Genomic DNA, 24,527 nt, shown 5'->3' with positions numbered 1-24,527 from the left:
GGTCATCGTTCTCACAGCCCTGCGCTCGGGCCGGCCCGGTGCCGGCCTGTCAACCTCTACACGAACGAGGGCCCGCCGAATCGACAGCGCGCGGCGACCGGTACCCGGACACTGCGGGCCCGGCTACCCGGCCTTGCGGCCGACTCCCGCATACACCCAGTACTCCGACGGCTTTTCCGGGATCGGGTCGCCGGGGTCCGGGCGCCACAAGGGTACGTGGACCAGGCCCGGCTTCACGAGGTCGAAGCCGGTGAACAGGTCGTGGATCTCGTCGTGGGAGCGGGCGGTGACCGAGGAGGTGGCCCTGGCGCTGTACAGCTTGCTCACGGCGGCGGCCGTGTCCGGGCGGTCCTCGTTCGTGGCGTGGGTCAGTGCCAGCCAGCTGCCTTCGGGCAGTGCGTCCCGGAAGGCGGCGACGATGCCGGCCGGGTTCTCCTCGGGCGTGACGAAGTGCAGGATCGCGACCATCAGGACGGCGAGGGGCTGCTCGAAGTCGATCAGTTTGCGCAGTTTCGGGGCGGCCAGGACGTCGGCCGGCCGGCGGATGTCGGCGTCGACGATGTCCGCGTCCGGGTTGTCGGCGAGCAGGGAGGTGCTGTGGGCCACGGCCACGGGATCCTTGTCCACGTAGACCACCCGGGCCCCGGGGCTCGCCGCCTGGGCCACCTCGTGCACATTGCCCTGGGTGGGGATGCCGGAGCCGAGGTCGATGAACTGCCGTACCCCGGCGTCGACCAGGTGGCGCACGGCCCGTCCGAGGAAGGCGCGGTTGGCCCGGGCCAGCGTGCGGACCTGGGGGTCGATGCCGGTGACGGCCGCGACCGCTTCCCGGTCTATGGCGAAGTTGTGCCGGCCGCCCAGCATGGCGTCGTACATGCGGGCCACGCTCGCCTTGTCCGGATCGGTCCCCGGCGGAATCCGTTCGTTGTCGAGCACCACAACTCCCTTTCCGACCAAAGACCTTGACGCGACATCATATAGTTGCCGACGACACACGGCGAGCCACCCTCATCGCTGTGCGCCCGGAGCCCCACACCCGGAAAGGCACGACCCCTGCGGAACGAACCGCGCAGCCGCACCGACATACCCCCCGCCGCACTGCCCTCGCCCCGCCGGTCGGCCTTCTCCCCCGCCGCCGACGCCATCGGTTCGGAGCTCGACCTGGGGCTGACCGGCAGCCATGTCGTGCACGCGCTGACCCCCGGCTTCTGCGATGCGGCATCGATCTATCTGCTGGAGCGCTGGCTGCGCGACGAGAACACGTACGCCGTCGCCGACCCGCCCCAGATAGAGGCGCGCCGTCTGGCGCTGCGCATCGGCACGGACGCGGTGCAGGACTGGGAGGGCGTGCTCCCGGTCGGCGAAGTGATCGTCTTCCCGCGTGAGACGCCGTACGCGCGTGCTCTCGCCGCCGGGCACGCGCAGTTGCTCGACACGATCGACCCGCACACCTCCCAGCGGCTGGTGGCCTCCGGGGGCGGCGACGCGCGGATCGACGATCTGCTGCACGTTTCGTCCTTCGTCGTCGTCCCGCTGCAACTGCGCGGCACCGCGGTCGGGTTCGTGGCCTGCTCGCGCGGCCCGGACCGGGCCCCCTTCCGGCCCGCGGACGTCGTGGCCGCGGAGGCGCTGGCCGCACGAGCCGCCACGGCCCTGGACAACGCGCGCCGCTACGAGCGCGAGCGCCGCACCGCCCTGGCCATCAGGAACAGCCTGCTGCCCGGCACGGCGCAGGAGGTCGAGGGCTGCCGCATCGCCCACGGCTGCCTGCCCGCCGGGCAGGGCAACATCATCGGCGGTGACTGGTTCGACGTGCTGAGACGGCCCGGTGACCGGGTCAGTCTGGTCGTCGGGGACGCCATGGGGCACGGCCCGGAGTCCGCCGTCGCGATGATCCAGCTGCGCACCGCCGTCCGCACCCTGGCCACCCTCGACATCCCGCCGGCCGATCTCATACGCCGCCTCGACGCACTCGCCTGCGACACCCCGGGAGCATCGTTCGCGACCTGTATCTACGCCGAGTGGGACGCCCGGCGGCACACCTGCACCCTGGTGGGGGCCGGCCACCCGCCCCCGCTGCTGCGCGGCCCCGACGGCCGGACCGCGCCCGTCGCGCTCACCGGCCCGGGCCTGCCCCTGGGGCTGGGCACGGGCAGCTACGAGGCGACCGTACTGACCCTGGACGAACCCGCTCTGCTCGTGCTCTACAGCGACGGCCTCGTCGAGTCCCGGGACGCCGACATCGACCAGGAGATCGTCCGCCTCGCGCGCGCCCTGGACACGGCGGCCGTCGAGTCCGCGGCCGCCGGCGAGCACGACCCGCTGCAGTCCCTGTGCCGACGGCTGCTGAGCGCCCCTTCCGCCGCGGCCGCCGCCGACGACCGCACCCTGCTGCTCGCCGAGCTGACCCCCCGGAAGGGCTGAACGCCCTTCGCCCGGCAGCCTTTCAGGCCGTCAGGTGTGCCCACACGGCGTTGCCGCCGGTGAGTCTGGACCGGTCGACTCCCCAGCTGTCCGCGATCGCCTCCACGATGAGCAGCCCGCGGCCGCTCTCGTCGTCGGGGCACGGCTCGCACCGGGGCAGGCCGCGGTCCGTGCGGTCGTGGTCGTGGACCTCGAGCCGCAGACACTGGTCGGTGATGAGCCCGATGCCGCACAGGATCCGGGCGCTGAGGGTGTGCCGTACGGCGTTGGTGGCCAGTTCGGACACGAGCAGGACGGCGTCCGCGCACAGGTCGGCCGGCAGCCGCCAGGCGCTCAGGCGCGCGCCGATGGAGCGGCGGGCGACCTTGATGCTGGAGCGGTGCGGCGGCAGTTCGAGCCAGTGGGTGCGCTCCTGGTTCGGGGCGTCTAAGAGCTGCGGGGAGGAAGTCGTGTGGGGGGACACGCAGTTGCCTTCCGTGGGGAGCGGGGCGCGCAGTGACCGTCGAAGCGATTCACGTAAGTAACTATGCTCACAGGGCAGTTCAAGCTGCAACCAGCTGCCTGATAATTTCATGGAGCCGGTATCTGTCCGTCCGCATCGTCAAGTCGCTTTCCTCAGCGTCACGATGACGGCGGCTCAGGAGGTACAGCGTGGTGAACGAAGGTCGGTCGGGCGCGGGCAACAGCCCCAGTGCACCTACCGTTCTCCGCATGATCCTCGGCCGGCGGCTGCAGGAGCGGCGCCAGGATGCGGGCCTGACGCTGGACCAGGCGGCCAGGGCCCTGCGGGTGACGTCCTTGACCATCCGCCGCCTGGAGAAGGCGGAGGTCGGCCTCAAGCCCCTCTACGTGGACAAGCTGCTGGAGACGTACGGGGCCGACCGACAGGAGATCGACGAGTTCGTCGCCCTCGCCGAGCGGGCCAACGAACCCGGCTGGTGGCATGTGTACCGCGATGTGCTGCCGAGCTGGTTCAGCGGCTACGTCAGCCTGGAGTCGGGGGCGACGACGCTGCGCACCTACGAGCCGCACTATGTGACCGGGCTGCTGCAGACCCACGACTACGCGCGCGAGGTGCTGCGCGGCGGCTTCCCGGGCGGCAGCGAGGAGGACCTGGAGCGGCGGGTGGATCTGCGGCTGCGCCGCCAGTGCCTGCTGGACGGACCCGATGCGCCCACGCTGTGGGTGGTACTCGAAGAGACGGTTCTGCACCGGGTGGTGGGTGGTCCCGAGGTGATGCGGGAGCAGATCGACCGGCTCCTGGAGGTCTCGGAGCTGGAGCACGTCAGCGTCGACGTCGTGCCGTTCTCCGCGGGCGCCCACGTCGGCGCGTGCGCCCCCTTCACCTACTTCCGGTTCAAGGAGCCCGAGCTGCCCGACATCGTCTACAGCGAGATCCTCTCCGGCGCCATGTACCTGGACCAGCGCTCGGACGTCTCGGCCCATCTCGAGGCGCACAACCGCATGTCCCTGCTGACCTCGGACACGGACAGCAGGGCGCTCCTGAACCGCATGCGAAAGGAGTACTCATGACCAGCGCCGACGGCGGTGTCCGCGGCGTCTACAACGGCATGCCGGCGACGGACCTCGGCGAACAGGGCTGGGAGTCTCCGTGGAGCGGCCCCAACGGGGGCCAGTGCGTGCAGACGAAACAGCTCGCCGACGGCCGTGTGGCCCTGCGGCAGTCGACGGACCCCGCAGGCCCCGCGCTGATCTACACCCCGGAGGAGATCACCGCGTTCGTCGCGGGAGTCAAACGAGGTCTCGCCGATCATCTGACGGCCCTGTACCCCCCACGCACACCACCGAAAGGGACAGCATGACCAACTCGCCCGCGCGCGACATCGACACCACTCGGCCCCACTCCGCCCGGATGTACGACTACTACCTCGGCGGCAAGGACCACTTCGAGGTCGACAAGCTGGCCGCGGAGACCGTCGCCTCGGTCTACCCGGCGATCTTCGTGTGCGCCCGTGAGAACCGGGCGTTCATGCATCGCGCCACCCGGGTGCTCGCCCAGGAGCACGGCATCCGCCAGTGGCTGGACATCGGCACCGGCATCCCCACCGAGCCGAACCTGCACCAGGTGGCCCAGTCCGTGGTCCCCGAGGCCAGGGTGGTCTACGCGGACAACGACCCGCTCGTCCTCAAGTACGCCGAGCGCCTGATGCGCAGCACCGCCCAGGGCCGCACCACGTACATCGAGGCGGATGTCAACGACCCGGCCGCGCTGCTGAACTCCCCTGCGCTGGCCGAGGTCCTGGACCTGGACCGGCCCGTGGCCCTGTCCCTCAACGCCCTGATGCACTTCGTGACGGACGCGCAGGACCCGTACGGCATCGTGGACCGTCTGCTGGCCGTCCTCCCCTCGGGCAGCGCGCTGGCCCTGAGCCACTGCACGCCCGACTTCGACCCGGTCACCTGGCAGAAGGTCACCGACATCTACACCAGTGCGGGCACGCCGGTGCAGTTCCGCTCGAAGGACGACGTCGCCAAGTTCTTCAGCGGACTGGATCTGCTCGACCCCGGAATCGCGGTCGGCCACCGCTGGCGCCCGGACGGCGACCCCGGCGCCACGGACGCCGAGGTCAGCCTCTGGACCGGGGTGGGCATCAAGCCTTAGCCACGCGACGTTTCGCGAAGTACCGGACGGCCCCGGGCCCAGTGGCTCCGGGGCCGTCCGGCGGCTGTGGCCCGGGTCAGGGCTGGACGGGCCGGCCGCGGCCCCAGGCCCAGGCGAGACGGTCGGCGCCGGACTGGTTGGTGGTGGCAAGCCAGGGGCGGGAGGCGTCGCCGACGAGCTTCTGTATCGAGTAGATGTCGTCGGTGCGCAGGCCCGGCCAGTACACCGAGCCCATCTTCAGTTCGCGGGCGGTGTCCGTCTCGGCCTGGATGAAGTTGACGTAGTTGTCGTCGGGCGCCGGCTTGTCGTAGTTCAGGCCGGTGGTCATCGGGGCGCCGAACTCGTCGATGACCGTACGGCTCGCGCAGTCGCCGATGCGCTCCTTGAGGTCGGCGGTCCACTGGTCGTAGGTGGCGTACGACTTCCAGAAGCCGTAGTGGTGCAGCGACAGGTAGGTGCCCTTCAGCCGCGGGTCGGCGCAGACCGAGGTGACGTGGTCGTTGTAGCCGGCGCCGCTGACGAAGACGCGGCCCCGGGGGACGGACCCGTACGTCGACAGCCACTTGGCGGCGATGTCGGCCCACTGGGTGTCGGTGTAGCCGTGCGGCTCGTTCATCGGCTCGAAGTAGACCTTCGAGTTGCCCTTGTAGGCCTTGACGACGGTGTTCCACATCGGCCAGTAGGTGGCCTCGTCGTCGATGAAACCGTCCTTCTGGGCGCCCGTGCCCTCCCAGTACGACAGGATCACCTTGAAGCCCTTGTCCGTCGCCGCGTCGATCACGCCGCGGTACGACTTCCAGTAGGAGCCGTTGACGGTGTACGGGTTGATGGGCAGCCGGACGGTGTTGGCACCGAGGTTGGCGCGGAACGCGGAGATGACCCGGCTCGCCTTGGTGTACGTCTGCGCGTAGGTGTCGGAGAGCGACAGCCCGGACAGGACCACGGGGTCGTTGGCGTAGTTGTCGCGCGGGTCTGCCCAGTTGACGCCCTTGAACTGGGTGGTGTCCGTCTTCGGTGCGGCGGAGGCCGGGCTGCCGGTGAGGGTCGCGCCGCTGACCGCGGCGATCGCGACCGCCGCACAGGCGGCGCGCAGCAGCCGGGGAGCGAGGCGGTGGGTGGGGGTCTTGCGCATCGACGTGGCCTTTCAGGAGGTGGCGGCTCGGCGCCCCGCATGTTTACGTAAACATGAGCTGTCGTCGCAACGGATGTTTACGTAAACTCGGCGGCGCCGGAATCGTGGCATCCGCCCCAGCGGCCGTCAAGGCTCCTCACGCGTAACATCCGGTGCGTCGCGCAACAGGTCGGGGCACCCGAGGGAGGCACCAGTGGTGGAACGGGGCAGCACCGGCGTCCCGGGCGGACGCCGCAAGCAGCGGGTCTCCATGGCCGACGTCGCCAAGCTCGCGGGCGTGTCCTCCCAGACGGTCTCGCGGGTCTCCAACGGCTACCCCGGGGTGATCAGTTCGACCCGGGAGCACGTGCTGTCGGCCATGAGGGACCTGGGCTACCGGCCCAACAGCGCGGCCCGCGCCCTGCGCTACGGCCAGTTCAACACCATCGGCGTGATCCTCTTCAGCCTGTCCTCGACGGGCAACAGCCGCACCGTGGAGGCGATCGCCACCCATGCCGCGGCCGAGGGGTATGCGATCACCCTGATCCCCATCGACGTCCCCACCCAGGACAACGTGCTGGGCGCCTTCACGCGCATGGGAGAGCTGGCCGTCGACGCCGTGATCGTCATCATGGAGGTCCATCTGCTGGACACCGGCACGGTGCAGCTGCCGCCCGGTGTGCACGTCGTCGTCGTGGACTCCGACGCCGGCGACCGCTACAGCGTGGTCGACACCGACCAGGCCGACGGCACCCGCAAGGCCGTCAGCCACCTGCTCGACCTGGGCCACCGCACCGTCTGGCACGTGACCGGCCCAAAGACGTCCTTCGCCGGGCAGCGCCGCACCCAGGCCTGGCGCGCCGTCCTCCAGGAGGCGGGGCGCCCGGTGCCGCCGCCCCTGCACGGCGACTGGTCGGCCGAGTCCGGCTACGCGGCCGGTCTCACGCTCGCCGAAGAGCCGGACTGCACCGCCGTGTTCGCCGCCAACGACCAGATGGCGCTGGGGCTGCTGCGCGCCTTCCACGAGCGCGGCCTCAGGGTGCCCGCGGACATCAGCGTCGTCGGCTTCGACGACATCCCCGACGCCGCCTTCTTCGTCCCGCCCCTGACCACGGTCCACCAGGACTTCGCGGAGGTCGGCCGCCGCTGCGTCCAGGACGCCCTCCAGCAGATCCGCACCCGCGGCGACTCCGAGCCCGGCACCGATCTCGTCCCGACCAGACTGGTGGTCAGGCGGAGCACCGCCGCCCCGCGGGACCGGCAGCAGTGACTGTGCCGTGGCGCACGACGCCGGCGAACCCGGGCCCGTTCGAGCAACCGGGCCGCTGCTCGCGTGCTACAAGGCCGGACATGGAAATCGAACCGGTCACCCCGTCCACCCCGCGGCCCGTGCGCCGACCGACGCTGGTGCAGGGCTGGCACGAACTGACCTTCCTGCACTGGCCGGTCGAGCCGGAGCGGGTGGCCCCTCTGCTGCCTTCCGGTACCCGGCCGGACACGCTCGACGGGGTCACCTATGTCGGCCTGGTGCCGTTCCTGATGCGCGGCGTGGGCCTCGGCCCGGGGCCCGGTCTGCCGTATCTCGGGACGTTCTGTGAGACGAACGTACGGCTGTACTCGGTGGACGGGCAGGGCCGCCGCGGTGTCGTGTTCCGCTCCCTGGACGCGACCCGGCTGCTGCCCGTGCTGGTGGGGCGGCTGGGCGTGCGGCTGCCCTATGTGTGGTCGGCGATGCGGCTGCACCGCGAGGACGGCCGGCTCACCTACACCTGCCGGCGCGGACGGTCCACGGGCCGCGGCCCCCGAAGCCGGGTCGTGGTGCGACCCGGCGCGCCCATGGCGCAGCCCACACCGCTGGAGCTGTTCCTCACCGCCCGCTGGGGCATGCACGTCCCGTGGCACGGCCGCACGGTGCACCTGCCGAACGAGCACGCGCCCTGGCCGCTGCACCGGGCCGAACTGCTCGACCTGGACGACGAGTTGATCACAGCGGCCGGTCTGCCACGGATGACGGACGCGCCGGTCAGCGTGCTGTACTCGCCGGGCGTCTCGGTCCGGTTCGGGACGCCGTCCATCGCCCGCCAGCGGGCCCGGTGCCGCCAGGTACGGGGGCAAGTACGTCGTGCGCCTTCGGCTGCGCGCTGACCACCCCGCGGGTGTAAGGCCAGACCTGCTGGAACTCGTCCTGGGGGTGGTGATGAGGTAGTCGGCCTTCTTCGTGTGGCAGACGCCCTGCCGCAGCTCCTCCGCCTCCACCCGGGTCCTGGCCTTGCAGCCGGTCGGTTCGGCGATGACCTCCATCTTCGCAGGTGCCACCACTCCCGCTTCCGGGCGGCAGTCACCACAGAGCGATCAGGAATCGAGAAGCGCCGTCCCCTCGCCCACACCTAGCGTGACCGGGGTGATCCGACGCCTCGTTCCCTCCACGTACCGGCCGGTCCTCGCGCACCGGCTGTTCCGCCGGCTGTTCCTCGGTTTCGCGGTCTCCTCCCTCGGCGACGGGATGAGCTTCGTGGCGGTGGCGTGGCTCGCCATCGAGCTCGCGCCGCAGGCCGGTGCGGGGCTGTGGGTCGGCGGCGCGGTCGCCGCTTACACCCTGCCGGGTGTGCTCGGAGCGCTTCTGTTCGGCCGCAGGCTGCGCCGGGTGCCGGCCAGACGACTGCTGATCGCCGACAGCGTGGTGCGCGGGGCGTTCCTCGGCGCCGTGCCGCTCATCCGGCTCGCCGGGCTGCTTTCGCCGTCGCTGTACGTCGTGCTGCTCGCGGTCTCCTCTCTGCTGCACGCCTGGGGCGGCGCGGGCAAGTACACGTTGCTCGCCGAGCTGCTGCCGGACGGACAGCGGCTCGCCGCGAACACCCTCGTCGGATCGCTCGACTTCGCCGCCACGATCGCCGGGCCCGCGCTCGCCGGAGTGCTGGTGACCTACGGGAGTTCGGCGCTCGTACTGGGCCTGGACGCGCTCACGTATGTGTTCCTCGCGGTACTCGTCGTACGCACCCGGCTGCCGGAGTCGGGGCAGACCTCCCCCGTCGACGCGGCGGCCGCCCGCGGCGGGCTCGCGCTGCTGCGGTCCCGTCCCGAACTGCTGGGGCTGCTGGCGCTCACCTGGTTCTTCAACTTCCTCTACGGCCCGGTCGAGGTCGCCCTGCCGCTGCATGTGACCGAGGACCTGCAAGCATCCGGCACGCTGCTCGGCCTGTACTGGATGCTGTTCGGCTTCGGCGCGGTGCTCGGCTCGCTGGCGGTCGGCGCGCTGCAGCGGCTGCCGCTGTGGCCCGTGACGGTCGGCATCGTGACGGCCTGGGGGCTCGTACTGGTGCCGTTCGGGGCCGGTGCGCCGACGGCCGTCACCGTCGCGTGCTTCACGCTCGGCGGCGCGATCTACGGCCCGTTCGTGGCGCTCTCGGTGACGTTGATGCAGGCGAAGTCGCCTCCGCAGCACCTGGCGGCGATGCTCGCGGCCCGCAGCGCGGTGCTGCTCACCGCGTCGCCGCTCGGCACGGCCCTCGGCGGACCGCTCACCACGGCGCTGGGCCCGCGCGCGACGCTCGGCGCCTCTGGGCTCGCCACCGTGACGCTCGGCGCGCTCACATGCGTCCTGCTGCTCGCCCGGCGCAGGAACCGATCAGGAATCGAGAAGCGCGCTCTGGTGAGCCACGGCTAACGTGACCGCACAACGACGACTCCCGCGCCCGCCCGGCCCGACCCATGGAGAGACGATGACCACGGCGAAGAGGACGAACGCGCAGGTGCCCGCGCTGCACGCCGCAGACAGCCACGACATGATCCGCGTGCACGGCGCGCGCGAGAACAACCTCAAGGACGTCAGCATCGAGATCCCGAAGCGCCGGCTGACGGTGTTCACCGGCGTCTCCGGTTCGGGCAAGAGCTCGCTGGTCTTCGACACGATCGCCGCGGAGTCGCAGCGTCTGATCAACGAGACCTACAGCGCCTTCGTGCAGGGCTTCATGCCCAGCCTGTCCCGGCCCGAGGTCGACGTCCTGGACGGTCTGACCACCGCGATCAGCGTCGACCAGCAGCGGATGGGCGCCGACCCGCGCTCCACGGTCGGCACCGCCACCGACGCCAACGCGATGCTGCGGATCCTGTTCAGCCGGCTCGGCAAGCCCTACGTCGGCCCGCCCGGGGCGTTCGCCTTCAACGTGCCCTCGGTCTCCGCGGCCGGTGCGATCTCGGTGGGTGGCGGCGCAAAGCAGAAGGTCACGTTCAACAAGGTGGGCGGCATGTGCCCGCGCTGCGAGGGCCGTGGCTCGGTCTCCGACCTGGACCTGACCCAGCTCTACGACGACAGCAAGTCGATCAACGAGGGTGCGTTCACCATCCCCGGCTACACCGGCGGTGGCTGGAACTCCCGGCTGTACGCGGAGTCCGGCTTCTTCGACGCGGACAAACCGATCCGCAGCTTCACGAAGAAGGAGCTGCACGACCTCCTGCACCGCGAACCGACCCGGATGAAGATCGCGGGCATCAACATGACCTACGAGGGTCTGATCCCGCGCATCCAGAAGTCGATGCTGTCCAAGGACAAGGAGGCGATGCAGCCGCACGTGCGGGCCTTCGTGGAGCGAGCGGTCACCTTCACCGTCTGTCCCGAGTGCGAGGGCACCCGGCTCGCCGAGCACGCCCGCTCCTCGAAGATCAAGAAGATCTCGATCGCGGACGCCTGCGCGATGGAGATCAGGGACCTGGCCGACTGGGTGCGCGCACTCGCGGAGCCGTCGGTGGCGCCGCTGCTCACCTCGCTGCAGCAGACCCTCGACTCGTTCGTCGAGATCGGTCTCGGCTACCTCTCGCTGAACCGGCCCGCCGGCACGCTCTCCGGCGGTGAGGCGCAGCGCGTGAAGATGATCCGCCATCTCGGCTCCTCGCTCACCGACGTCACGTACGTCTTCGACGAGCCGACCGCGGGCCTGCACCCGCACGACATCCAGCGGATGAACGGACTGCTGCTGCGGTTGCGGGACAAGGGCAACACGGTGCTCGTCGTGGAGCACAAGCCGGAGGTCATCGCCATCGCCGACCACGTGGTCGACCTCGGCCCCGGCGCCGGCACGGCGGGCGGCACCGTCTGCTACGAGGGCACGCTCGACGGGCTGCGCGGCAGCGACACCGTCACCGGGCGCCACCTCGACGACCGCTCGAAGCTCAAGGACGGGGTGCGCAAGTCCACCGGCGCCCTGGAGATCCGCGGCGCCACGGCGAACAACCTGCGGGACGTCGACGTGGACATCCCGCTCGGCGTGCTCGCCGTGATCACCGGTGTGGCGGGGTCCGGCAAGAGTTCGCTCGTGCACGGGTCGATCCCCGCCGAGCTCGGGGTCGTCTCGGTCGACCAGAGCCCGATCCGGGGTTCGCGGCGCAGCAACCCGGCGACGTACACCGGTCTTCTCGAACCGATCCGCAAGGCGTTCGCCAAGGCCAACGGCGTGAAGCCCGCGCTGTTCAGCGCCAACTCCGAGGGCGCCTGCCCGACCTGCAACGGCGCGGGCGTCATCTACACCGACCTGGGGATGATGGCCGGGGTCGCCAGCACCTGCGAGGACTGTGAGGGCAAGCGGTTCGACGCCTCGGTCCTCGAATACCGGCTCGGCGGCCGGGACATCTCCGAGGTGCTCGCGATGCCGGTGTCTCAGGCCCTGGAGTTCTTCGCCGAGGGCGAGGCCCGCACCCCGGCCGCGCACAAGATCCTGGAGCGTCTCGCGGACGTCGGGCTCGGCTATCTCACCCTCGGCCAGCCGCTCACCACGCTCTCCGGCGGCGAGCGCCAGCGTCTGAAGCTGGCCACGCACATGGGAGAGAAGGGCGGCGTCTACGTCCTCGACGAGCCGACCACCGGCCTCCACCTCGCCGACGTCGAGCAACTCCTCGGTCTGCTGGACCGGTTGGTGGACTCCGGCAAGTCCGTGATCGTCATCGAGCACCACCAGGCAGTCATGGCGCACGCCGACTGGATCATCGACCTCGGCCCCGGCGCCGGCCACGACGGCGGCCGCATCGTCTTCGAGGGCACCCCGGCCGACCTGGTCGCCGCCCGCTCCACCCTCACCGGCGAGCACCTCGCGCAGTACGTCGGCGCCTGACGGCCGCGCCACGGTCGGCCTTGCCCCTTGGACAGGGACAAGGCCGACCGTGGCGGTATGGCTGACGACGCACTGCCGGCCGAGCGGTTGCAACTCGCAGAGGTGAAGGAACTCCTGGCTTCCATCGATGGTCTCCCGATCATGGGCCCGGCTGCCCGCGGCGCCGGCACGCTCGGTGCACGATGCCCGGGCGCTCACGAGCGACCTCGCCGCGCTGGGACGGTCGGTCCGCATCCGGCCGGTGGCCGGTTGGTTCATCGCCGTTGTAGAAGCTGCGAATGACCCTCGCACATCGGATCAATCCCTGACGCGTTGAGGCCGTTGACGCCTCCTGCGGTCTAGTCCTACGCTCCTTCAGAAAATAGATCCGATGTATCCAACCGTCAGGAACCGTCCGTTCGCATCGTGGAGGCACCCCGCAATGACCTCTAGACGAACCGTGCTCGGCTCAGCGCTCGGCGCCACGACGGCCGCCGCCTTACCCGGCGTTGCTGCTGCCGCCACCGCTCCCCCTGATGAAGCCTCCGCGCCCGGCGGCCGCTGGCAGCTTCGCAACCGGATGGACTCCGACGGCGCATGGGCCGGCTTCCTGCGTGGGCAGGATCTGGTGTGGCACCGGCTGCCCACGGTCTGGTACGAGGGCCCGTTCCTCGGCGACGGGCGCCTGGGCAGCATGGTGTACCGGGAGCCGGACGCGAACAGCATCCGCTTCACCGTGCAGCACGGCGAAGTGCAGGACCACCGGCCGGAGTTCGGCAGCGGCTGGGGCACCGCCAGGCTGCCCGTGGGGCACCTGACCCTCGACCCGGCCGGCACCATCGCCTCCGTCGACTGGCGACTGAGCCTCTGGAACGCGGAGCTCACCGGCACGGTCACCACGGACAAGGGCACCCTGACGCTCTCCGCGCTCATCCACGACGGGATCCTCGCCGCACGCGTGACGGCCGACGGCGAGGAGCAGGTCCGCTGGACCTTCCACCCCGAGGAGGCCATCAGTCCCCGCAAGATCCAGGAGGCGCCACCGGCCGGATACGTCGCCAACCCGCCCTGGACCACACAGACCACCGGCGACGTCGAACAGGTCCTGCAACCGCTCGTCGGCGGCGGCCAGACCGCGACGGCCCACCGCCGCTCGGGCGACACCCTCCTGCTCGGCGTGGCCCACAGCCACCCCTCCGACACCCGGGCCGCCGAGGTCTCGCTCAGGAAGATCCAGCGCGCCGGTTCCTACGGCGAGCTCCGCTCCCAGCACACCCGTTGGTGGCACGCCTTCTACCGCAAGAGCTTCGTCTCGATCCCCGACCAGCGGCTGCAGAGCTTCCACTGGATCCAGCTGTACAAGGTCGCGTCGGCGAGCCGCGCGGGCGGCCCCGTGATGGCCACCTCAGGACCGTGGCTGGAACCGACGCCGTGGCCCGCCGTGTGGTGGAACCTCAACGTCCAGCTCGAGTACTGGCTCATCCACGGCTCCAACCATCTCGAACTCGACTCGCTGGTGAGCACGTTGAGGCAGAGCCAGGAGCAGCTGACCGCCAATGTGCCCTCCGCCTACCGCCCGGACAGTGCCGGCATCGGCCGCAGCTCCGACATGTTCGCCGACCGCAGCGTCGGCATGCCCGGCACCGGCGCCGAAGTGGGCGACCTGACCTGGGCGCTGCACAACGCGTGGCTGAGCTACCGGCACACCATGGACGAGACCCTGCTGCGCGACACGATCCACCCGCTGCTGCGCCGCACGATCAACTACTACTGGCACTTCCTCCAGCCCGGCGACGACGGCAAGCTCCACCTGCCCTCGACGCTCTCGCCCGAGTACCCGGTGGTCCCTCCGCGGGACACCAACTACGACCTGGCGCTGATCCGTTGGGGCTGCGCCACGCTCCTGGACGCGACCGCACAGCTCGGGATCGACGACCCGCTGAAGCAGCGCTGGCAGGAGATACTGGCCAAACTGACCCCGTATCCGGTCGACGAGAACGGCTTCATGATCGGCGCGGAGACTCCGTACGCCCAGTCCCACCGCCACTACTCGCATCTGCTGATGGTCTATCCGCTCTACCTCGTGAACTGGGACCAGCCGGAGCAGCGGGAGCTGATCGAGAAGACGGTGGTGCGCTGGCACGCGCTGACCGGTGCGCACCGCGGTTACAGCTACACGGGCGCCGCGTCGATGTACGCGATGATGGGCCGCGGCGACACGGCGCTGACGTATCTGCAGAAGTTCTTCGACCCCACCACGCGCTACCCGTGCCGGGCCAACACCCACTACACCGAGGCCGGTCCGGTCATCGAGACACCGCTGTCGGCCTCGCAGTCCCTGCACGACATGCTGTGCCAGAGCTGGGGCGGTGTCGTACGGGTCTTCCCCGCCGTCCCGTCCTCCTGGCCGGACGTGACCCTGCACGACTTCCGCACCCAGGGCGCCTTTCTGGTCAGCGCCGTCCGCACCAAGGGAGTCACCCGCTTCGTGCGCGTGCGCAGCCTGGCGGGCGAGCCGCTGGAACTGCGCCACGGGCTGTCTGACGGCCGGCTGACCGCCGTCCTCGACGACGGTCGCCCGGCGCACACCCGCACCACCTCCGAGGGCACCCTCGCGATCGACCTCCCCGAGGGCCGTGAGGTCCTGCTGTACACCGGCGACCGGCCCGATCTCGTCATCGCCCCGGTGGCCGTGAGCGAGCCCGGTGCGGCGTGGGGGCTTCCGTAGCGCCGTCCGCACCCGGTGCAGGACAATGACCGCATGGGTGAGCCGGTGGACGAGGCGGTGCGGGCGGTGCCTGCGCCGCCGCTGCGCGGGCTGGTCGGCTGGTACTCCGGCTACCGTCAGCGCGGCATCCCGCACGGCCGGCACCGGGGGCTGCCCTCGCCGTGGCTGACCCTGATCATCACCCTCGACGAGCCGCTCAGCATGGCCGCCCATCCCGATCCGGGCGCCGCCCCCGGCGAATACCCCACCCTGCTGGGCGGCCTGCACCTGACGCCCGCGCTGATCGACGTCCCCGGGCGGCAGTCCGGCATCCAGGTCGCGATCAGCCCGCTCGGCGCCCGCGTCCTGCTGGGGCTGCCCGCGGGAGAGCTGGCCGGGACCGACGCCCACGCCGAGGACGTGCTGGGCGCGGGCATGCGCGAGGTCCACGGCAAGGTCCGCGAGGCACCGGACTGGGCCGCCCGGTTCGCCGTCGTCGACGACTGGCTGCTGGACCGCATGTCCAGAGGCGACGGTGCGCAAACGATCACCCCGGTGGCGGAGGCCTGGCAGCGGCTGCTGTGGGCCGGAGGTCGCCTGCGCATCGACAAGCTGGCCGCCGACACCGGCTTCAGCGAGCGGCACCTGCGCAACCGCTTCCGCGCCGACATCGGCCTCACCCCCAAGGCTGCCGCCCGGGTCATCCGCTTCGACCTGGCACGACGCCGCCTGGCGGCCCTCCCGGGCGTGCCGGACCTCGCGGGGCTGGCCGCCGACTGCGGTTATGCGGACCAGTCCCACCTCGACCGCGAGTTCGCCGCCCTGGCCTCCTGCACACCGAGCGCCTGGCTGGCGCAGGAGTTCCGAAACATCCAATCCGGGCACCATCCGCCGGCGTGACCCTGGTGAGAGCGGCCGGGCACCCCCGGCAGGCTCCCGGCTCCCGCGAAACGGAGGCGCATCACCATGACGACCAGTACGCCCGACACCGGCAAGCAGCCGCCCGCCCCACAGGTCTGGCCCACCCTGCGCGCCCACGACGCCCGCGCGCTGATCCGCTTCCTCGTCGAGGCCTTCGGCTTCGAGGAGAGCGTGGTCCACGCAGAGGGCGACCTGGTCCGGCACGCCCAGCTCAGCTGGCCCGAGGGCGGCGGCATCATGCTGGGCTCCGTACGCGAGGAGAAGGAGCCCGGCACCGGCCCGACGCCGCCCGGTGCCTTCAGCGCCTACGTCGTCACCGCCGACCCGGACGCCGTCCACGCCCGCGCCAAGGCCGCCGGCGCCGAGATCACCACGGATCTGCACGTCACCGACTACGGCTCCCGCGACTTCGCCGCCCGCGACCCCGAAGGCAACCGGTGGTACTTCGGTACATACCGGGGCGAACCGCGCTGATCATCATGAGGTGAGCATTCTCACCCGGACCGGTCACAGCAGGGCCGACCTGGGATTTGTCGCCCTCCGGCCGCTGTCCCGGCATCCACATCACTGCCGCCGTTCACTGGGGGCGCGCACACTGGGGCATGCGCTGCTGCCTGTCCGCTCCCCTCGCCGCTCTCTCGGCCCTGCCGGACCCCTGTCAGATCCTGCGTTCCGGCGCCCTTCTCACCCCCGCCCTGCTGCGGACCGCCGCCGATGCCCTGCGCGGCCCCGCGGGCAGGAGCAGGCACAGCCACCGCGACGGCCTGGCCGCCGTCCATCTGGAACTGGTCACCCTGACCGAGGACCGCGCCGTCATCACCTGGTACACCGGCATACCAGGCACCGACGACGGCTTCGGACACATGCTCCCCGCGGTCACGGAGGGCGAGGTCGTCTACGGCACCCACCCCGGCCGTCTCACCCGCGTCGCGGCGGAGGACGGTCCGGGGGCGCACCACTACGTGGAGCTCACGGACCTGGAGCCCGGGCAGACGTACTACTACCAGGCCCGCTCACGGGGTGTCGCCGCGACGCCGACGCCGCTGCATCTCGTGCGCGGCAACGCCGTCGGCACCAACCGCCACGGGCTGGGCTCGGCCGGAGGCCCCTACTCCTTCACCACGCCGCAGCCGCCGCCGGGGCGGCACCTGCTGTCGATCGCGCTCTGCAACGACCTGCACCTGGGTGAGACCACCGCCGGCCTGGTGACCGGCATGCCGCTGATGCGCGGGATCAGGCAGGAACACGGCCGCGCGCCGTATCCCGAGATCATGAGCCGGGCCGTGGTCGAGGAGGCACGCCGGCGCGGCGCGGACGTGCTGCTGGCCGCCGGAGACATCTCGGCCGGCGGGGCGGCCGAGGACCTGGCCGAGGCCAGGCAGATCCTGGACGGTTTCGGCGCCCACGGTCAGGACTACTTCGTCGTACGCGGCAACCACGACCGGCCCGGACACGGCAACTGCCGCTCCTGTGACGGCGGTTGCGGGGACTCCTTCCGGGACGGGTTCCTCGGCGGCGACGGGCCCGCCTATTTCGCGCGCGAGCTCGGCGGGCTGCGGATCGTCGGGCTCGACACCTACGAGAAGGACGGCAACGGCGCCGACTCGGGCGGCCTCGGCTCCGAGCAACTGGCCTGGTTCCGGGCCAGGTTGAGGGAGAACAGGGACCAGCCCACGGTGGTGTTCGGACACCATCCGCTGGCCGTGCGGGACTCCGTCTTCCCGGTGACCGGCGGGCAGCGCCTCGGCCGCCGTCAGGCCCGCTCCATCCTCGACGCCTACGCGAGCGCACCCGGCGTCTTCCTCCACCATGCGGGCCACACCCACCGCAACAAGCGCACGGTGCTGCCGCAGGCCCCGCACGTCACGATGCAGGAGGTCAGCGCGGTCAAGGACTATCCAGGCGGGTTCTGTCTGCTGCGGATCCACTCGGGCGGGTACGCCGTGAACCACTACAAGGCGAGCGGCGCCGCGGCCCGCGAGTGGACCGAGCGCAGCCGCCGGGTGGCCGCAGGACTGTGGCCGCACCACGCCTTCGGCCGCTCGGTCACCGACCGCAACAGCATGACCGCCCGCGACCTGTCCGGCATCACCCGCCCGGCACCGGCGCTCCCCTCCCAACGCCGGCCCGAGGCGCACGCGATGCGTCCACAGCACTGACCGCTGACGCCGGCCGGCTCAGGAACGGGCGGCGGCCCACCGCACGTCAACGGCAGTGAGCGCCAACGCCAGCGGCCCGGGCGCCAGAAACGCCAGCGGCACCAGCACCCAGGCGCACACGGCGGCCGTCGCCACCGCGAGGAGCACCAAACCGCTGCCGCCCAGGTCCCGTACGGCGTCCTTGGCGGCCTCGCGCAGGGCAGCCGGCCAGTCGTCGAGGGATTCGGAGCGGGCGCAGGCCCTGAGGGCGACCACGGTGGCGCAGGCGCCGATCGCGGCCGCGGCCACCGCGAACAGCGGTGCTCCCGGCAGCCCCGCCCCCGCGAGCGCCAGGTCCGCGGCGAACAGCAGCGCCCCCGCCACGGCGGCGGCGCCTGCGACCAGGTCGCCCGCCCGCAGGCGCCGCCGCAGCAGGGCGAAGTAGCGGCCGGCGGTGACGGGCCGGTCCTCCCGCGCGCCCCGCAGCACCGCGCAGGCCGTCGACAGCGCGGCCGGGGCGGTCAGCAGCGGCAGACAGGCCGCCGCCGTGGCGAGGCCGACGCTCAGCATGTCGGCGAACAGGGTCATGCGCGGCCCGAAGACCTCGCCCGGCTCGCGCGTACGCGTCTCGCTCATCCCGCTCACCCCTTCAGTCCGGAGCTGGCCATGCCCTCCACCAGGAATCGCTGGAAGGCGAGGAAGAACAGCACGATCGGCAGCAGCGCGATCACCGACATCGCGAACATCGGGCCGAACGCCGACTGGCTGGAGGCGTCCACGAACGAACGCAGCGCGAGGGTGAGGGTGAACTTGTCCGGGTCGAAGAGGTAGATCAGCTGGGTGAAGAAGTCGTTCCACGTCCAGATGAACGTGAAGATCGCGGTGGTGATCAGCGCGGGGCGGGTCAGCGGCAGGATCACCTGGAAGAAGCTGCGGAACGGTCCGCAGCCGTCGATGCGCGCCGCCTCCTCCAGCTCCCTCGGCAGCCCCCGCATGAACTGCACGATGAGGAAGACGAAGAACGCCTCGGTGGCGAGGAACTTCGGCAGGATCAGCGGCCAGTACGTGTTCACCATGCCGAGCTTGTTGAAGATGATGTACTGCGGGATCAGCACCGCGTGGTGCGGAAGCATGATCGTCGCGATCATGAAGGCGAACATCGGGCCGCGGAAGCGGAAGCGCAGCCGGGCGAAGGCATAGGCCGCAAGGGAGCAGCTGATGACGTTGCCGACGACCGCACCGCCCGCGATCAGCAGCGAGTTGCCGAGCAGCCGCCAGATGGACACGTGGTTCACGCCGTCCAGGGCGGTCTTGTAGTTCGACCATTCCAGGTGGCTGGGCAGGAGGTTGAGGCTTGCGATGACCTCGTCGGCCGGTTTCAGGGACGTCGCGAGCAGCCAGGCCAGCGGGTAGAGCATGACCAGCAGTGCGGCCGGACAGCCGACATGTACGGCGATGCGGCCCCAGCGAACGGGCTTGCGGACTACGGCTGTTGTGGTCATCGCTCCCCCTCGGAGGCGTAGAAGACCCAGGAGCGCGAGGTGCGGAACAGCACCGCGGTGACGACGCCGATCACGAGCAGCAGCACCCAGGCCATGGCGGAGGCGTAGCCCATGTGGGAGGCGACGAAGCCGCGGTCGTAGAGGTAGAGGGTGTAGACGAGGGTCGAGTCCGCGGGGCCGCCCTTGCCGCCGCTGACCGCGAAGGCGGGGGTGAACACCTGGAACGCCTGGATGGTCTGCAGCACCAGGTTGAAGAAGAGCACCGGGGACAGCATCGGCACGGTGACGGACCGGAACTGCCGCCACCTGCCCGCCCCGTCCACGGCCGCGGCTTCGTACAACTCGGCCGGTATCTGCTGCAGACCGGCCAGGAAGATGACCATCGGCGCACCGAACTGCCACACCGTCAGCAGCGCCACGGCGAGCAGCGCCCAGCCGGGTTCGTCGACCCAGCCGCCGGTGCCGAAGAGGTTGTCCACGGTGCCGCCGTCGTTGAACACCGCACGCCACACGAGGGCGATGGACATGGACGCGCCGAGCAGCGAGGGTGCGTAGAAGGCGGAGCGGTAGAAGCCCTTGCCGCGCTTCATGGTCTTCAGGGCGAGCGCGACCACGAGGGCGAGCGCCAGTTGCAGTGGCACCGCGATCACGACGTACGTCAGCGTCGTCACGACGGACCGCCAGTACCGCGGGTCCTCGGTGAACATCTGCGTGTAGTTGCGCAGGCCCACCCAGTGCGGCGGGTTGAACAGGTCGTAGTCGGTGAAGGAGAGATACAGCGACACGGCCATCGGCAGCAGGGTGAGGACACTCGCGCCGAGCACCCACGGGGACAGGAACACCCAGGCGGCGCCCTCGCGTTCCCGCTTGGGGCGGCGCCCGGCGGCGGGCGCGGGCCGGGGCGAGCGTGCGGTGGGTGCGGGGATGTCGGTGGTGGTCATGACCTCAGCTCCGCCTTCGCCTCGGTGACATAGTTCTCGGCCGCCCGGCGCGGCGACATGCGCTCGTACGACACCTGGTCGTAGTCGCGCTGGAAGGTGGTCTGCAGTGCGTTGTCACCGGAGGGCGGAGCCTGCGGCGGGTCCTTGAGGGAGCCCTCCAGGGAGGACTGGAAGTCGGCGACCGTCCTGTCGAAGTCCTTGAGCCGGGAGGCGGTCTGCTTGCGGATGGTCTCGTTGACGGGGATGCCGCGGGTCGCGCCGAGGATCTTCGCCGCCTGCCGGTCGTTGAGGAGGAAGTCGACGAGTGCGGCGGCCTCCTTGCGGTGGCCGGTGTGGGCTCCTATGCCGAGGAACATGGACGGCTTGAAGTACTGGCCGGGCGTGCCGTCCTCCCCCGACGGCATCGGTGCGAGCGCGACGCCGCCCTTGACGAGTGCGAGGTAACCGCTGGACGGGGCGTCCCAGTTGAAGTCGGCGGTGGCCTTGCCACGGCCGAGCGGGGTGTTCTCGACGGAGCCGTCGAGCTGGGTGGTCTGTTCGGCCGGGGAGACGGCGCCCTCCCGGCGGAGCCGGTCGGTGAAGGTCCACCAGCGGGCGAGGTCGTCCGCGCTGAAGCCGAGGCCGCCGGCCTTGGTGTAGAGGGCCTTGCCCTGGCCGCGCAGCCACACCTCGAAGGCGTCCTCGCTCTGGCCCGGGTCGGTGGCGCCGGGCCTGCCGGTCCTCTTGGCCAACTCCCTTACGTCGTCGGCCCATTGGGTCCAGGTCCAGCCCTTGCGCGGGAGGGGCACCCCGGACGCCTTCCAGGCGGCGACGTCGTAGACGACGGTCTCGGTGCCGCGGCCCTGCGGAATGGCGTACTGGGTGCCGTTCACCCGGCCGGTGGCCAGCAGGCCCGGGGCGATCTCGGCGGTGCGCAGGACGTCCTCGACCTTGCCGAGGTCGAGCAGGACGTGGCCGGAGGCGTACTGGTCGATCTGACGGTAGTCGAGCTGCATCACATCGGGGGCGTCGCCGCCCGTGGCCTGGATGGCGAGCTTCTGCTTGTAGGCGTCGTAGCCGGAGAACGACGTCTGCACCCGCACGTTCGGATGCTGTTTCTCGAACAGGGCGACGGCCTGTTCGGTGCGTGCCGCGCGGTCGGGGTTGCCCCACCAGGTGTAGCGCAGCACGACCTTGCCGCCACCGGCCGACTCCCCGGATCCCCCGCAGCCGGCCAGCATCGCACTGAGCACGAGTGCGGCGGCCGCTGCGCAGAACCCCTTTGTCCTGTGTCCGGGCATGCCGAGGTCACCTCTTTTCTCACGACTGCTTGCTCTCAGGACCGGTCGGTCACCACGCCAGACCCGCCAGGTGGCCGGCGACACGGTCGCGGTCCCAGGCGCCGTCGGCGACGACAAGCCGATAGCGGTAGGCGAAGGACGCGCCGGGCGGCAGCTCGAACTCCTCGAAGAACGCCCAGGAGAACGCGACCGTGGGGATGGGTTCGGAGCGCACGAACCAGTGCGAGTCGTGGATCGCCGACTGCCCGTCGAGGTTCTCGGGTGCGTGGGCGAAGACGAGCGTGGAGTGCGCGTCGACGTCGTCGTGCTCGGTGGTGAAGGCCAGCCAGGGGCCCTGGGTGCCCATCAGCTTGCCCGCGTCCGCGCCCGCTCCTCCGTCGGCGTCGGGTCCGAAGGCGGTGCCGCCGGTGAAGTCGCGGGGGCCGCGCCACTGCAGACCGGTGTAGCCGGCCATCTCGCGGCCCTCGGTTGTGGGCGATCCGAAGGCGAGGGGCTCCTCGCGGAGGTTGGTGAGGTGGATCGACCAGTCCAGCACCCAGGCTCCGGCCTCCGGGTCGACGGAGTGGACGGTGAGCCCGCGCTCCTCGCGTGCCCACTCGGCGCCACCGTTCTCCACCCAGGTGAGGGCCTCGGTGAAGGCGAGCCGGTCGTCCTCGACCGTGAACGCGGGGAAGCCGTCGTGGCGCATCGAGCCGATGCGCTCGGGCAACGGCAGATAACCATGGCCGTGGACATAGCAGTTGCCGCCCCAGAAGTTCTGCCCGGACAGATGACTCGCCGTCATCTGCAGGCCCTTGTGCCAGCGGTGGTCGCTGGGACGGTAGCCGGTCACGGTACGTCCGGCGAGGGTGCGCACCGGGTGCGCGTAGGGCTTGCGCGCCTCGAAGGCATCGGGGTCGGGACGGTAGACGTAGCGGAGGATCTCGGTGCCGTCCGGCGCCGCGACGGCGATGTGGTCGCCGTACACGTGACTGACGCGAATGCTCATGCGCACTCCTCGGGGCGCAGTGTGGGGGTGGTCGCCATGCCTGGCCTGGTTGCAGAAAGCGCTTGTGCCCGAAGGTGACCTTAGGTGCGGGGGAATGTCAGGACAACCCCCCGTGCAGCGATGGGTGTCCGCACGAGCAAACAGGGCCCAGGGGATCGAACTCATCACGCCTGTATCCCGCTTGGGATTGGTATGGACCTCCCCTCCATCCCCCGCTAGGCTCTGCCGCGCATGAAGTGAGAGCGCTCTCAACGTTCTGCTGTTCCACCCCCACCCTGCTGGAACAACGAAGGGGCCACTCCCTTGAGACCCACAACAGCCATGCGCGCCGCACTGTCCGCACTCCTCCTGGTCGGCGGCTGGGCCACCGCGAGTGCCGTGCCGGCCTCTGCCGCCGGCTCCCCCTCGCGCTCCCCGGAGCCACCGGCCTCCGCCTCGCTCCTGGCCTCCATGCGGCACGACCTGGGCCTGACGCAGAGTCAGGCCGAAGCGCGTCTGGCCGCCGAGAAGACGGCGACGGCCGTGGAGCAGAAGGCCAAGCGTGCCGCCGGGTCGTCGTACGGCGGCTCCTGGTTCGACGCCGGAAGCGGCAGGCTGACCGTCGCCGTCACCCGCGGCGCCAACACCGGGGCCGTGCGCGCGACCGGCGCGACCGTACGCCTCGTGCAGCACAGCGCGCGGCAGCTGGACGCGGCGAAGGCACGCATCGACGCGCTCTCCGCGCCCGCAGGCATCGGCAGTTGGTACGTCGACGCCAAGACGAACAAGGTAGTCGTGGACGTCGTCACCGCACACCGTAATGACAACGATGTCCGCGCCTTCCTGGCCCGAGCCCGCCAGGCCGGCCCGGTCACCGTGCAGGAGACCACCGAGGCACCGCAGACGTTCGCCGCCGGCACCGTGGGCGGCGACCCGTACTACACCGGCAACGTCCGTTGCTCCATAGGTTTCTCGGTGTACGGCGGCTTCGTCACCGCCGGGCACTGCGACCAGCACACGGGCGCGGTGTACGGCTGGGACGGCTCCTATGTCGGCAACTTCCAGGGCTCGTCGTTCCCGGACAACGACTACGCCTGGGTGAACGTGGGCAGCGGCTGGTGGACCGTGCCGGTGGTGCTCGGCTGGGGCACCGTCTCCGACCAGCTCGTGCGCGGCTCCGCGGAAGCCCCTGTCGGTGCGTCCATCTGCCGCTCCGGCTCCACCTCGCACTGGCACTGCGGCACCGTCCTGGCCAAGAACGAGACGGTCAACTACAGCCAGGGCGCCGTCCACGAGCTGACGAAGACGAGCGTCTGCGCCGAGCCCGGCGACTCCGGCGGCTCCTTCATCAGCGGCGACCAGGCGCAGGGCGTCACCTCCGGCGGCTGGGGCAACTGCAGCTCCGGAGGCGAGACCTGGTACCAGCCGGTCAACGAGATCCTCAACCGGTACGGGCTGACGCTGCAGACCGCTTGAGGCCGCGCCGCCGCTGTCGAGCGGGCCTCGCCCGGGACCAACCGGCGGAGCCCGCACAAGCCTTGCGCAGATGCGAAGGCCTATCGGAACGCAGCGATATGGCTCCGCGCCCAGCCGGCGAACATGCGGGGCACGCGATGGAGGACCTGCTCGACGTCGGAACTGATGCGCTGCTCGGCAGGCATGGGCTCACCGACACCAGCACGGGCTGCCCCTCCAGACCGCCCGAGGCCGCGCCGCCCCGGTCGAGCGGGCCTCGCCCGGGACCAACCGGCGGAGCCCGCACAAGCCTTGCGCAGATGCGAAGGCCTATCGGAACGCAGCGATATGGCTCCGCGCCCAGCCGGCGAACATGCG

General features: G+C 70.9%; 21 protein-coding genes. 13 read left to right on the top strand and 8 right to left on the bottom strand.

The annotated features are described in order from the left end of the window. Positions 1-123 precede the first annotated feature (123 nt). Positions 124-936 carry an SAM-dependent methyltransferase gene (locus tag AB0N07_RS09250; protein ID WP_365833608.1) on the bottom strand — a complete coding sequence of 271 codons (813 nt, stop codon included), beginning with the start codon at positions 934-936 and terminating at the stop codon, positions 124-126. Between the two features lie 45 nt (positions 937-981). Here AB0N07_RS09250 and AB0N07_RS09245 point away from each other — a divergent pair, with 45 nt between their 5' ends. After that, positions 982-2,424 carry a PP2C family protein-serine/threonine phosphatase gene (locus AB0N07_RS09245; protein WP_365833607.1) on the top strand — a complete coding sequence of 481 codons (1,443 nt, stop codon included), beginning with the start codon at positions 982-984 and terminating at the stop codon, positions 2,422-2,424. A 22-nt stretch (positions 2,425-2,446) separates the two neighbouring features. Here AB0N07_RS09245 and AB0N07_RS09240 read toward each other — a convergent pair whose 3' ends face one another. Then, entirely contained in the window at positions 2,447-2,887 is a 441-nt protein-coding gene (locus AB0N07_RS09240) for an ATP-binding protein (protein WP_365833606.1), read from the bottom strand. Between the two features lie 191 nt (positions 2,888-3,078). Here AB0N07_RS09240 and AB0N07_RS09235 point away from each other — a divergent pair, with 191 nt between their 5' ends. Genes AB0N07_RS09235 through AB0N07_RS09225 form a run of 3 tightly spaced genes read left to right on the top strand, consistent with a single transcriptional unit; the run spans position 3,079 to position 5,047 of the window. Beyond that, the gene (locus AB0N07_RS09235; RefSeq protein ID WP_365833646.1) at positions 3,079-3,957 is read left to right on the top strand and encodes a helix-turn-helix transcriptional regulator; all 879 of its coding nucleotides are present in this window, start codon (positions 3,079-3,081) and stop codon (positions 3,955-3,957) included. Further along, positions 3,954-4,247: a DUF397 domain-containing protein gene (locus tag AB0N07_RS09230; protein ID WP_365833605.1), complete on the top strand. Its 294-nt coding sequence runs from the start codon at positions 3,954-3,956 to the stop codon at positions 4,245-4,247. The genes AB0N07_RS09235 and AB0N07_RS09230 overlap by 4 nt, the downstream gene beginning before the upstream one ends. Then, positions 4,244-5,047 (top strand): SAM-dependent methyltransferase, encoded by an 804-nt coding sequence (locus AB0N07_RS09225; protein ID WP_365833604.1) that lies wholly within the window; start codon positions 4,244-4,246, stop codon positions 5,045-5,047. The genes AB0N07_RS09230 and AB0N07_RS09225 overlap by 4 nt, the downstream gene beginning before the upstream one ends. Positions 5,048-5,123: 76 nt before the next feature. Here the strand turns inward: AB0N07_RS09225 and AB0N07_RS09220 are convergent, their stop codons facing one another. Beyond that, complete coding sequence (locus tag AB0N07_RS09220; protein ID WP_365833603.1) at positions 5,124-6,179, bottom strand: cellulase family glycosylhydrolase; 1,056 nt, start codon at positions 6,177-6,179, stop codon at positions 5,124-5,126. A gap of 193 nt (positions 6,180-6,372) precedes the next feature. Here AB0N07_RS09220 and AB0N07_RS09215 point away from each other — a divergent pair, with 193 nt between their 5' ends. From AB0N07_RS09215 to AB0N07_RS09180, 8 genes are all read left to right on the top strand, one after another. After that, a complete protein-coding gene (locus AB0N07_RS09215) occupies positions 6,373-7,428 on the top strand; it encodes a LacI family DNA-binding transcriptional regulator (RefSeq protein WP_365833602.1) in 1,056 nt (351 codons plus the stop codon). A gap of 80 nt (positions 7,429-7,508) precedes the next feature. Beyond that, positions 7,509-8,303, top strand: coding sequence for a DUF2071 domain-containing protein (locus AB0N07_RS09210; protein WP_365833601.1), 795 nt, complete (start codon positions 7,509-7,511; stop codon positions 8,301-8,303). 256 nt (positions 8,304-8,559) lie between these two features. Beyond that, positions 8,560-9,822, top strand: coding sequence for an MFS transporter (locus tag AB0N07_RS09205; protein WP_365833600.1), 1,263 nt, complete (start codon positions 8,560-8,562; stop codon positions 9,820-9,822). A 55-nt stretch (positions 9,823-9,877) separates the two neighbouring features. Next, positions 9,878-12,259: an excinuclease ABC subunit UvrA gene (locus tag AB0N07_RS09200; protein WP_365833599.1), complete on the top strand. Its 2,382-nt coding sequence runs from the start codon at positions 9,878-9,880 to the stop codon at positions 12,257-12,259. A 421-nt stretch (positions 12,260-12,680) separates the two neighbouring features. Beyond that, positions 12,681-14,966, top strand: coding sequence for a Tat pathway signal sequence domain protein (locus tag AB0N07_RS09195; RefSeq protein WP_365833598.1), 2,286 nt, complete (start codon positions 12,681-12,683; stop codon positions 14,964-14,966). Positions 14,967-14,999: 33 nt separating this feature from the next. Continuing rightward, positions 15,000-15,845 (top strand): helix-turn-helix domain-containing protein, encoded by an 846-nt coding sequence (locus AB0N07_RS09190; RefSeq protein WP_365833597.1) that lies wholly within the window; start codon positions 15,000-15,002, stop codon positions 15,843-15,845. A gap of 66 nt (positions 15,846-15,911) precedes the next feature. Continuing rightward, a complete protein-coding gene (locus tag AB0N07_RS09185) occupies positions 15,912-16,340 on the top strand; it encodes a VOC family protein (RefSeq protein ID WP_365833595.1) in 429 nt (142 codons plus the stop codon). Between the two features lie 128 nt (positions 16,341-16,468). After that, a complete protein-coding gene (locus tag AB0N07_RS09180; RefSeq protein WP_365833594.1) occupies positions 16,469-18,025 on the top strand; it encodes a metallophosphoesterase family protein in 1,557 nt (518 codons plus the stop codon). 18 nt (positions 18,026-18,043) lie between these two features. Here the strand turns inward: AB0N07_RS09180 and AB0N07_RS09175 are convergent, their stop codons facing one another. From AB0N07_RS09175 to AB0N07_RS09155, 5 genes are read right to left on the bottom strand one after another with little or no spacing between them, the layout of a single operon-like run. Then, entirely contained in the window at positions 18,044-18,640 is a 597-nt protein-coding gene (locus AB0N07_RS09175) for a hypothetical protein (RefSeq protein WP_365833593.1), read from the bottom strand. 5 nt (positions 18,641-18,645) lie between these two features. Then, a complete protein-coding gene (locus tag AB0N07_RS09170) occupies positions 18,646-19,506 on the bottom strand; it encodes a carbohydrate ABC transporter permease (protein WP_365833592.1) in 861 nt (286 codons plus the stop codon). Then, entirely contained in the window at positions 19,503-20,447 is a 945-nt protein-coding gene (locus tag AB0N07_RS09165) for a sugar ABC transporter permease (protein ID WP_365833591.1), read from the bottom strand. The genes AB0N07_RS09170 and AB0N07_RS09165 overlap by 4 nt, the downstream gene beginning before the upstream one ends. Beyond that, on the bottom strand, positions 20,444-21,727 hold the full coding sequence (locus AB0N07_RS09160; protein WP_365833590.1) for an ABC transporter substrate-binding protein: 1,284 nt from the start codon (positions 21,725-21,727) through the stop codon (positions 20,444-20,446). The genes AB0N07_RS09165 and AB0N07_RS09160 overlap by 4 nt, the downstream gene beginning before the upstream one ends. Positions 21,728-21,776: 49 nt before the next feature. Further along, the gene (locus AB0N07_RS09155; RefSeq protein WP_365833589.1) at positions 21,777-22,715 is read right to left on the bottom strand and encodes a PmoA family protein; all 939 of its coding nucleotides are present in this window, start codon (positions 22,713-22,715) and stop codon (positions 21,777-21,779) included. Positions 22,716-23,018: 303 nt separating this feature from the next. On the opposite strand from AB0N07_RS09155, the gene AB0N07_RS09150 reads away from it, so the two are divergent. Then, on the top strand, positions 23,019-24,170 hold the full coding sequence (locus AB0N07_RS09150; protein ID WP_365833588.1) for a S1 family peptidase: 1,152 nt from the start codon (positions 23,019-23,021) through the stop codon (positions 24,168-24,170). Positions 24,171-24,527 lie beyond the last annotated feature (357 nt).

Source organism: Streptomyces sp. NPDC051172, assembly GCF_040682555.1.
GTDB lineage: Bacteria > Actinomycetota > Actinomycetes > Streptomycetales > Streptomycetaceae > Streptomyces.
The sequence above is the reverse complement of the archived record's forward strand: the minus strand, read 5'-3'. Positions and strand labels throughout refer to the sequence as shown.

What these genes read in the sequence shown, in the direction of transcription:
- AB0N07_RS09220 (WP_365833603.1), bottom strand. Translation starts at nt 6,179, where the DNA reads ATGCGCAAGACCCCCACCCACCGCCTCGCTCCCCGGCTGCTGCGCGCC.
- AB0N07_RS09190 (WP_365833597.1), top strand. Translation starts at nt 15,000, where the DNA reads ATGGGTGAGCCGGTGGACGAGGCGGTGCGGGCGGTGCCTGCGCCGCCG.
- AB0N07_RS09155 (WP_365833589.1), bottom strand. Translation starts at nt 22,715, where the DNA reads ATGAGCATTCGCGTCAGTCACGTGTACGGCGACCACATCGCCGTCGCG.
- AB0N07_RS09165 (WP_365833591.1), bottom strand. Translation starts at nt 20,447, where the DNA reads ATGACCACCACCGACATCCCCGCACCCACCGCACGCTCGCCCCGGCCC.
- AB0N07_RS09195 (WP_365833598.1), top strand. Translation starts at nt 12,681, where the DNA reads ATGACCTCTAGACGAACCGTGCTCGGCTCAGCGCTCGGCGCCACGACG.
- AB0N07_RS09180 (WP_365833594.1), top strand. Translation starts at nt 16,469, where the DNA reads ATGCGCTGCTGCCTGTCCGCTCCCCTCGCCGCTCTCTCGGCCCTGCCG.
- AB0N07_RS09185 (WP_365833595.1), top strand. Translation starts at nt 15,912, where the DNA reads ATGACGACCAGTACGCCCGACACCGGCAAGCAGCCGCCCGCCCCACAG.
- AB0N07_RS09210 (WP_365833601.1), top strand. Translation starts at nt 7,509, where the DNA reads ATGGAAATCGAACCGGTCACCCCGTCCACCCCGCGGCCCGTGCGCCGA.
- AB0N07_RS09230 (WP_365833605.1), top strand. Translation starts at nt 3,954, where the DNA reads ATGACCAGCGCCGACGGCGGTGTCCGCGGCGTCTACAACGGCATGCCG.
- AB0N07_RS09160 (WP_365833590.1), bottom strand. Translation starts at nt 21,727, where the DNA reads ATGCCCGGACACAGGACAAAGGGGTTCTGCGCAGCGGCCGCCGCACTC.
- AB0N07_RS09170 (WP_365833592.1), bottom strand. Translation starts at nt 19,506, where the DNA reads ATGACCACAACAGCCGTAGTCCGCAAGCCCGTTCGCTGGGGCCGCATC.
- AB0N07_RS09225 (WP_365833604.1), top strand. Translation starts at nt 4,244, where the DNA reads ATGACCAACTCGCCCGCGCGCGACATCGACACCACTCGGCCCCACTCC.
- AB0N07_RS09200 (WP_365833599.1), top strand. Translation starts at nt 9,878, where the DNA reads ATGACCACGGCGAAGAGGACGAACGCGCAGGTGCCCGCGCTGCACGCC.
- AB0N07_RS09175 (WP_365833593.1), bottom strand. Translation starts at nt 18,640, where the DNA reads ATGAGCGAGACGCGTACGCGCGAGCCGGGCGAGGTCTTCGGGCCGCGC.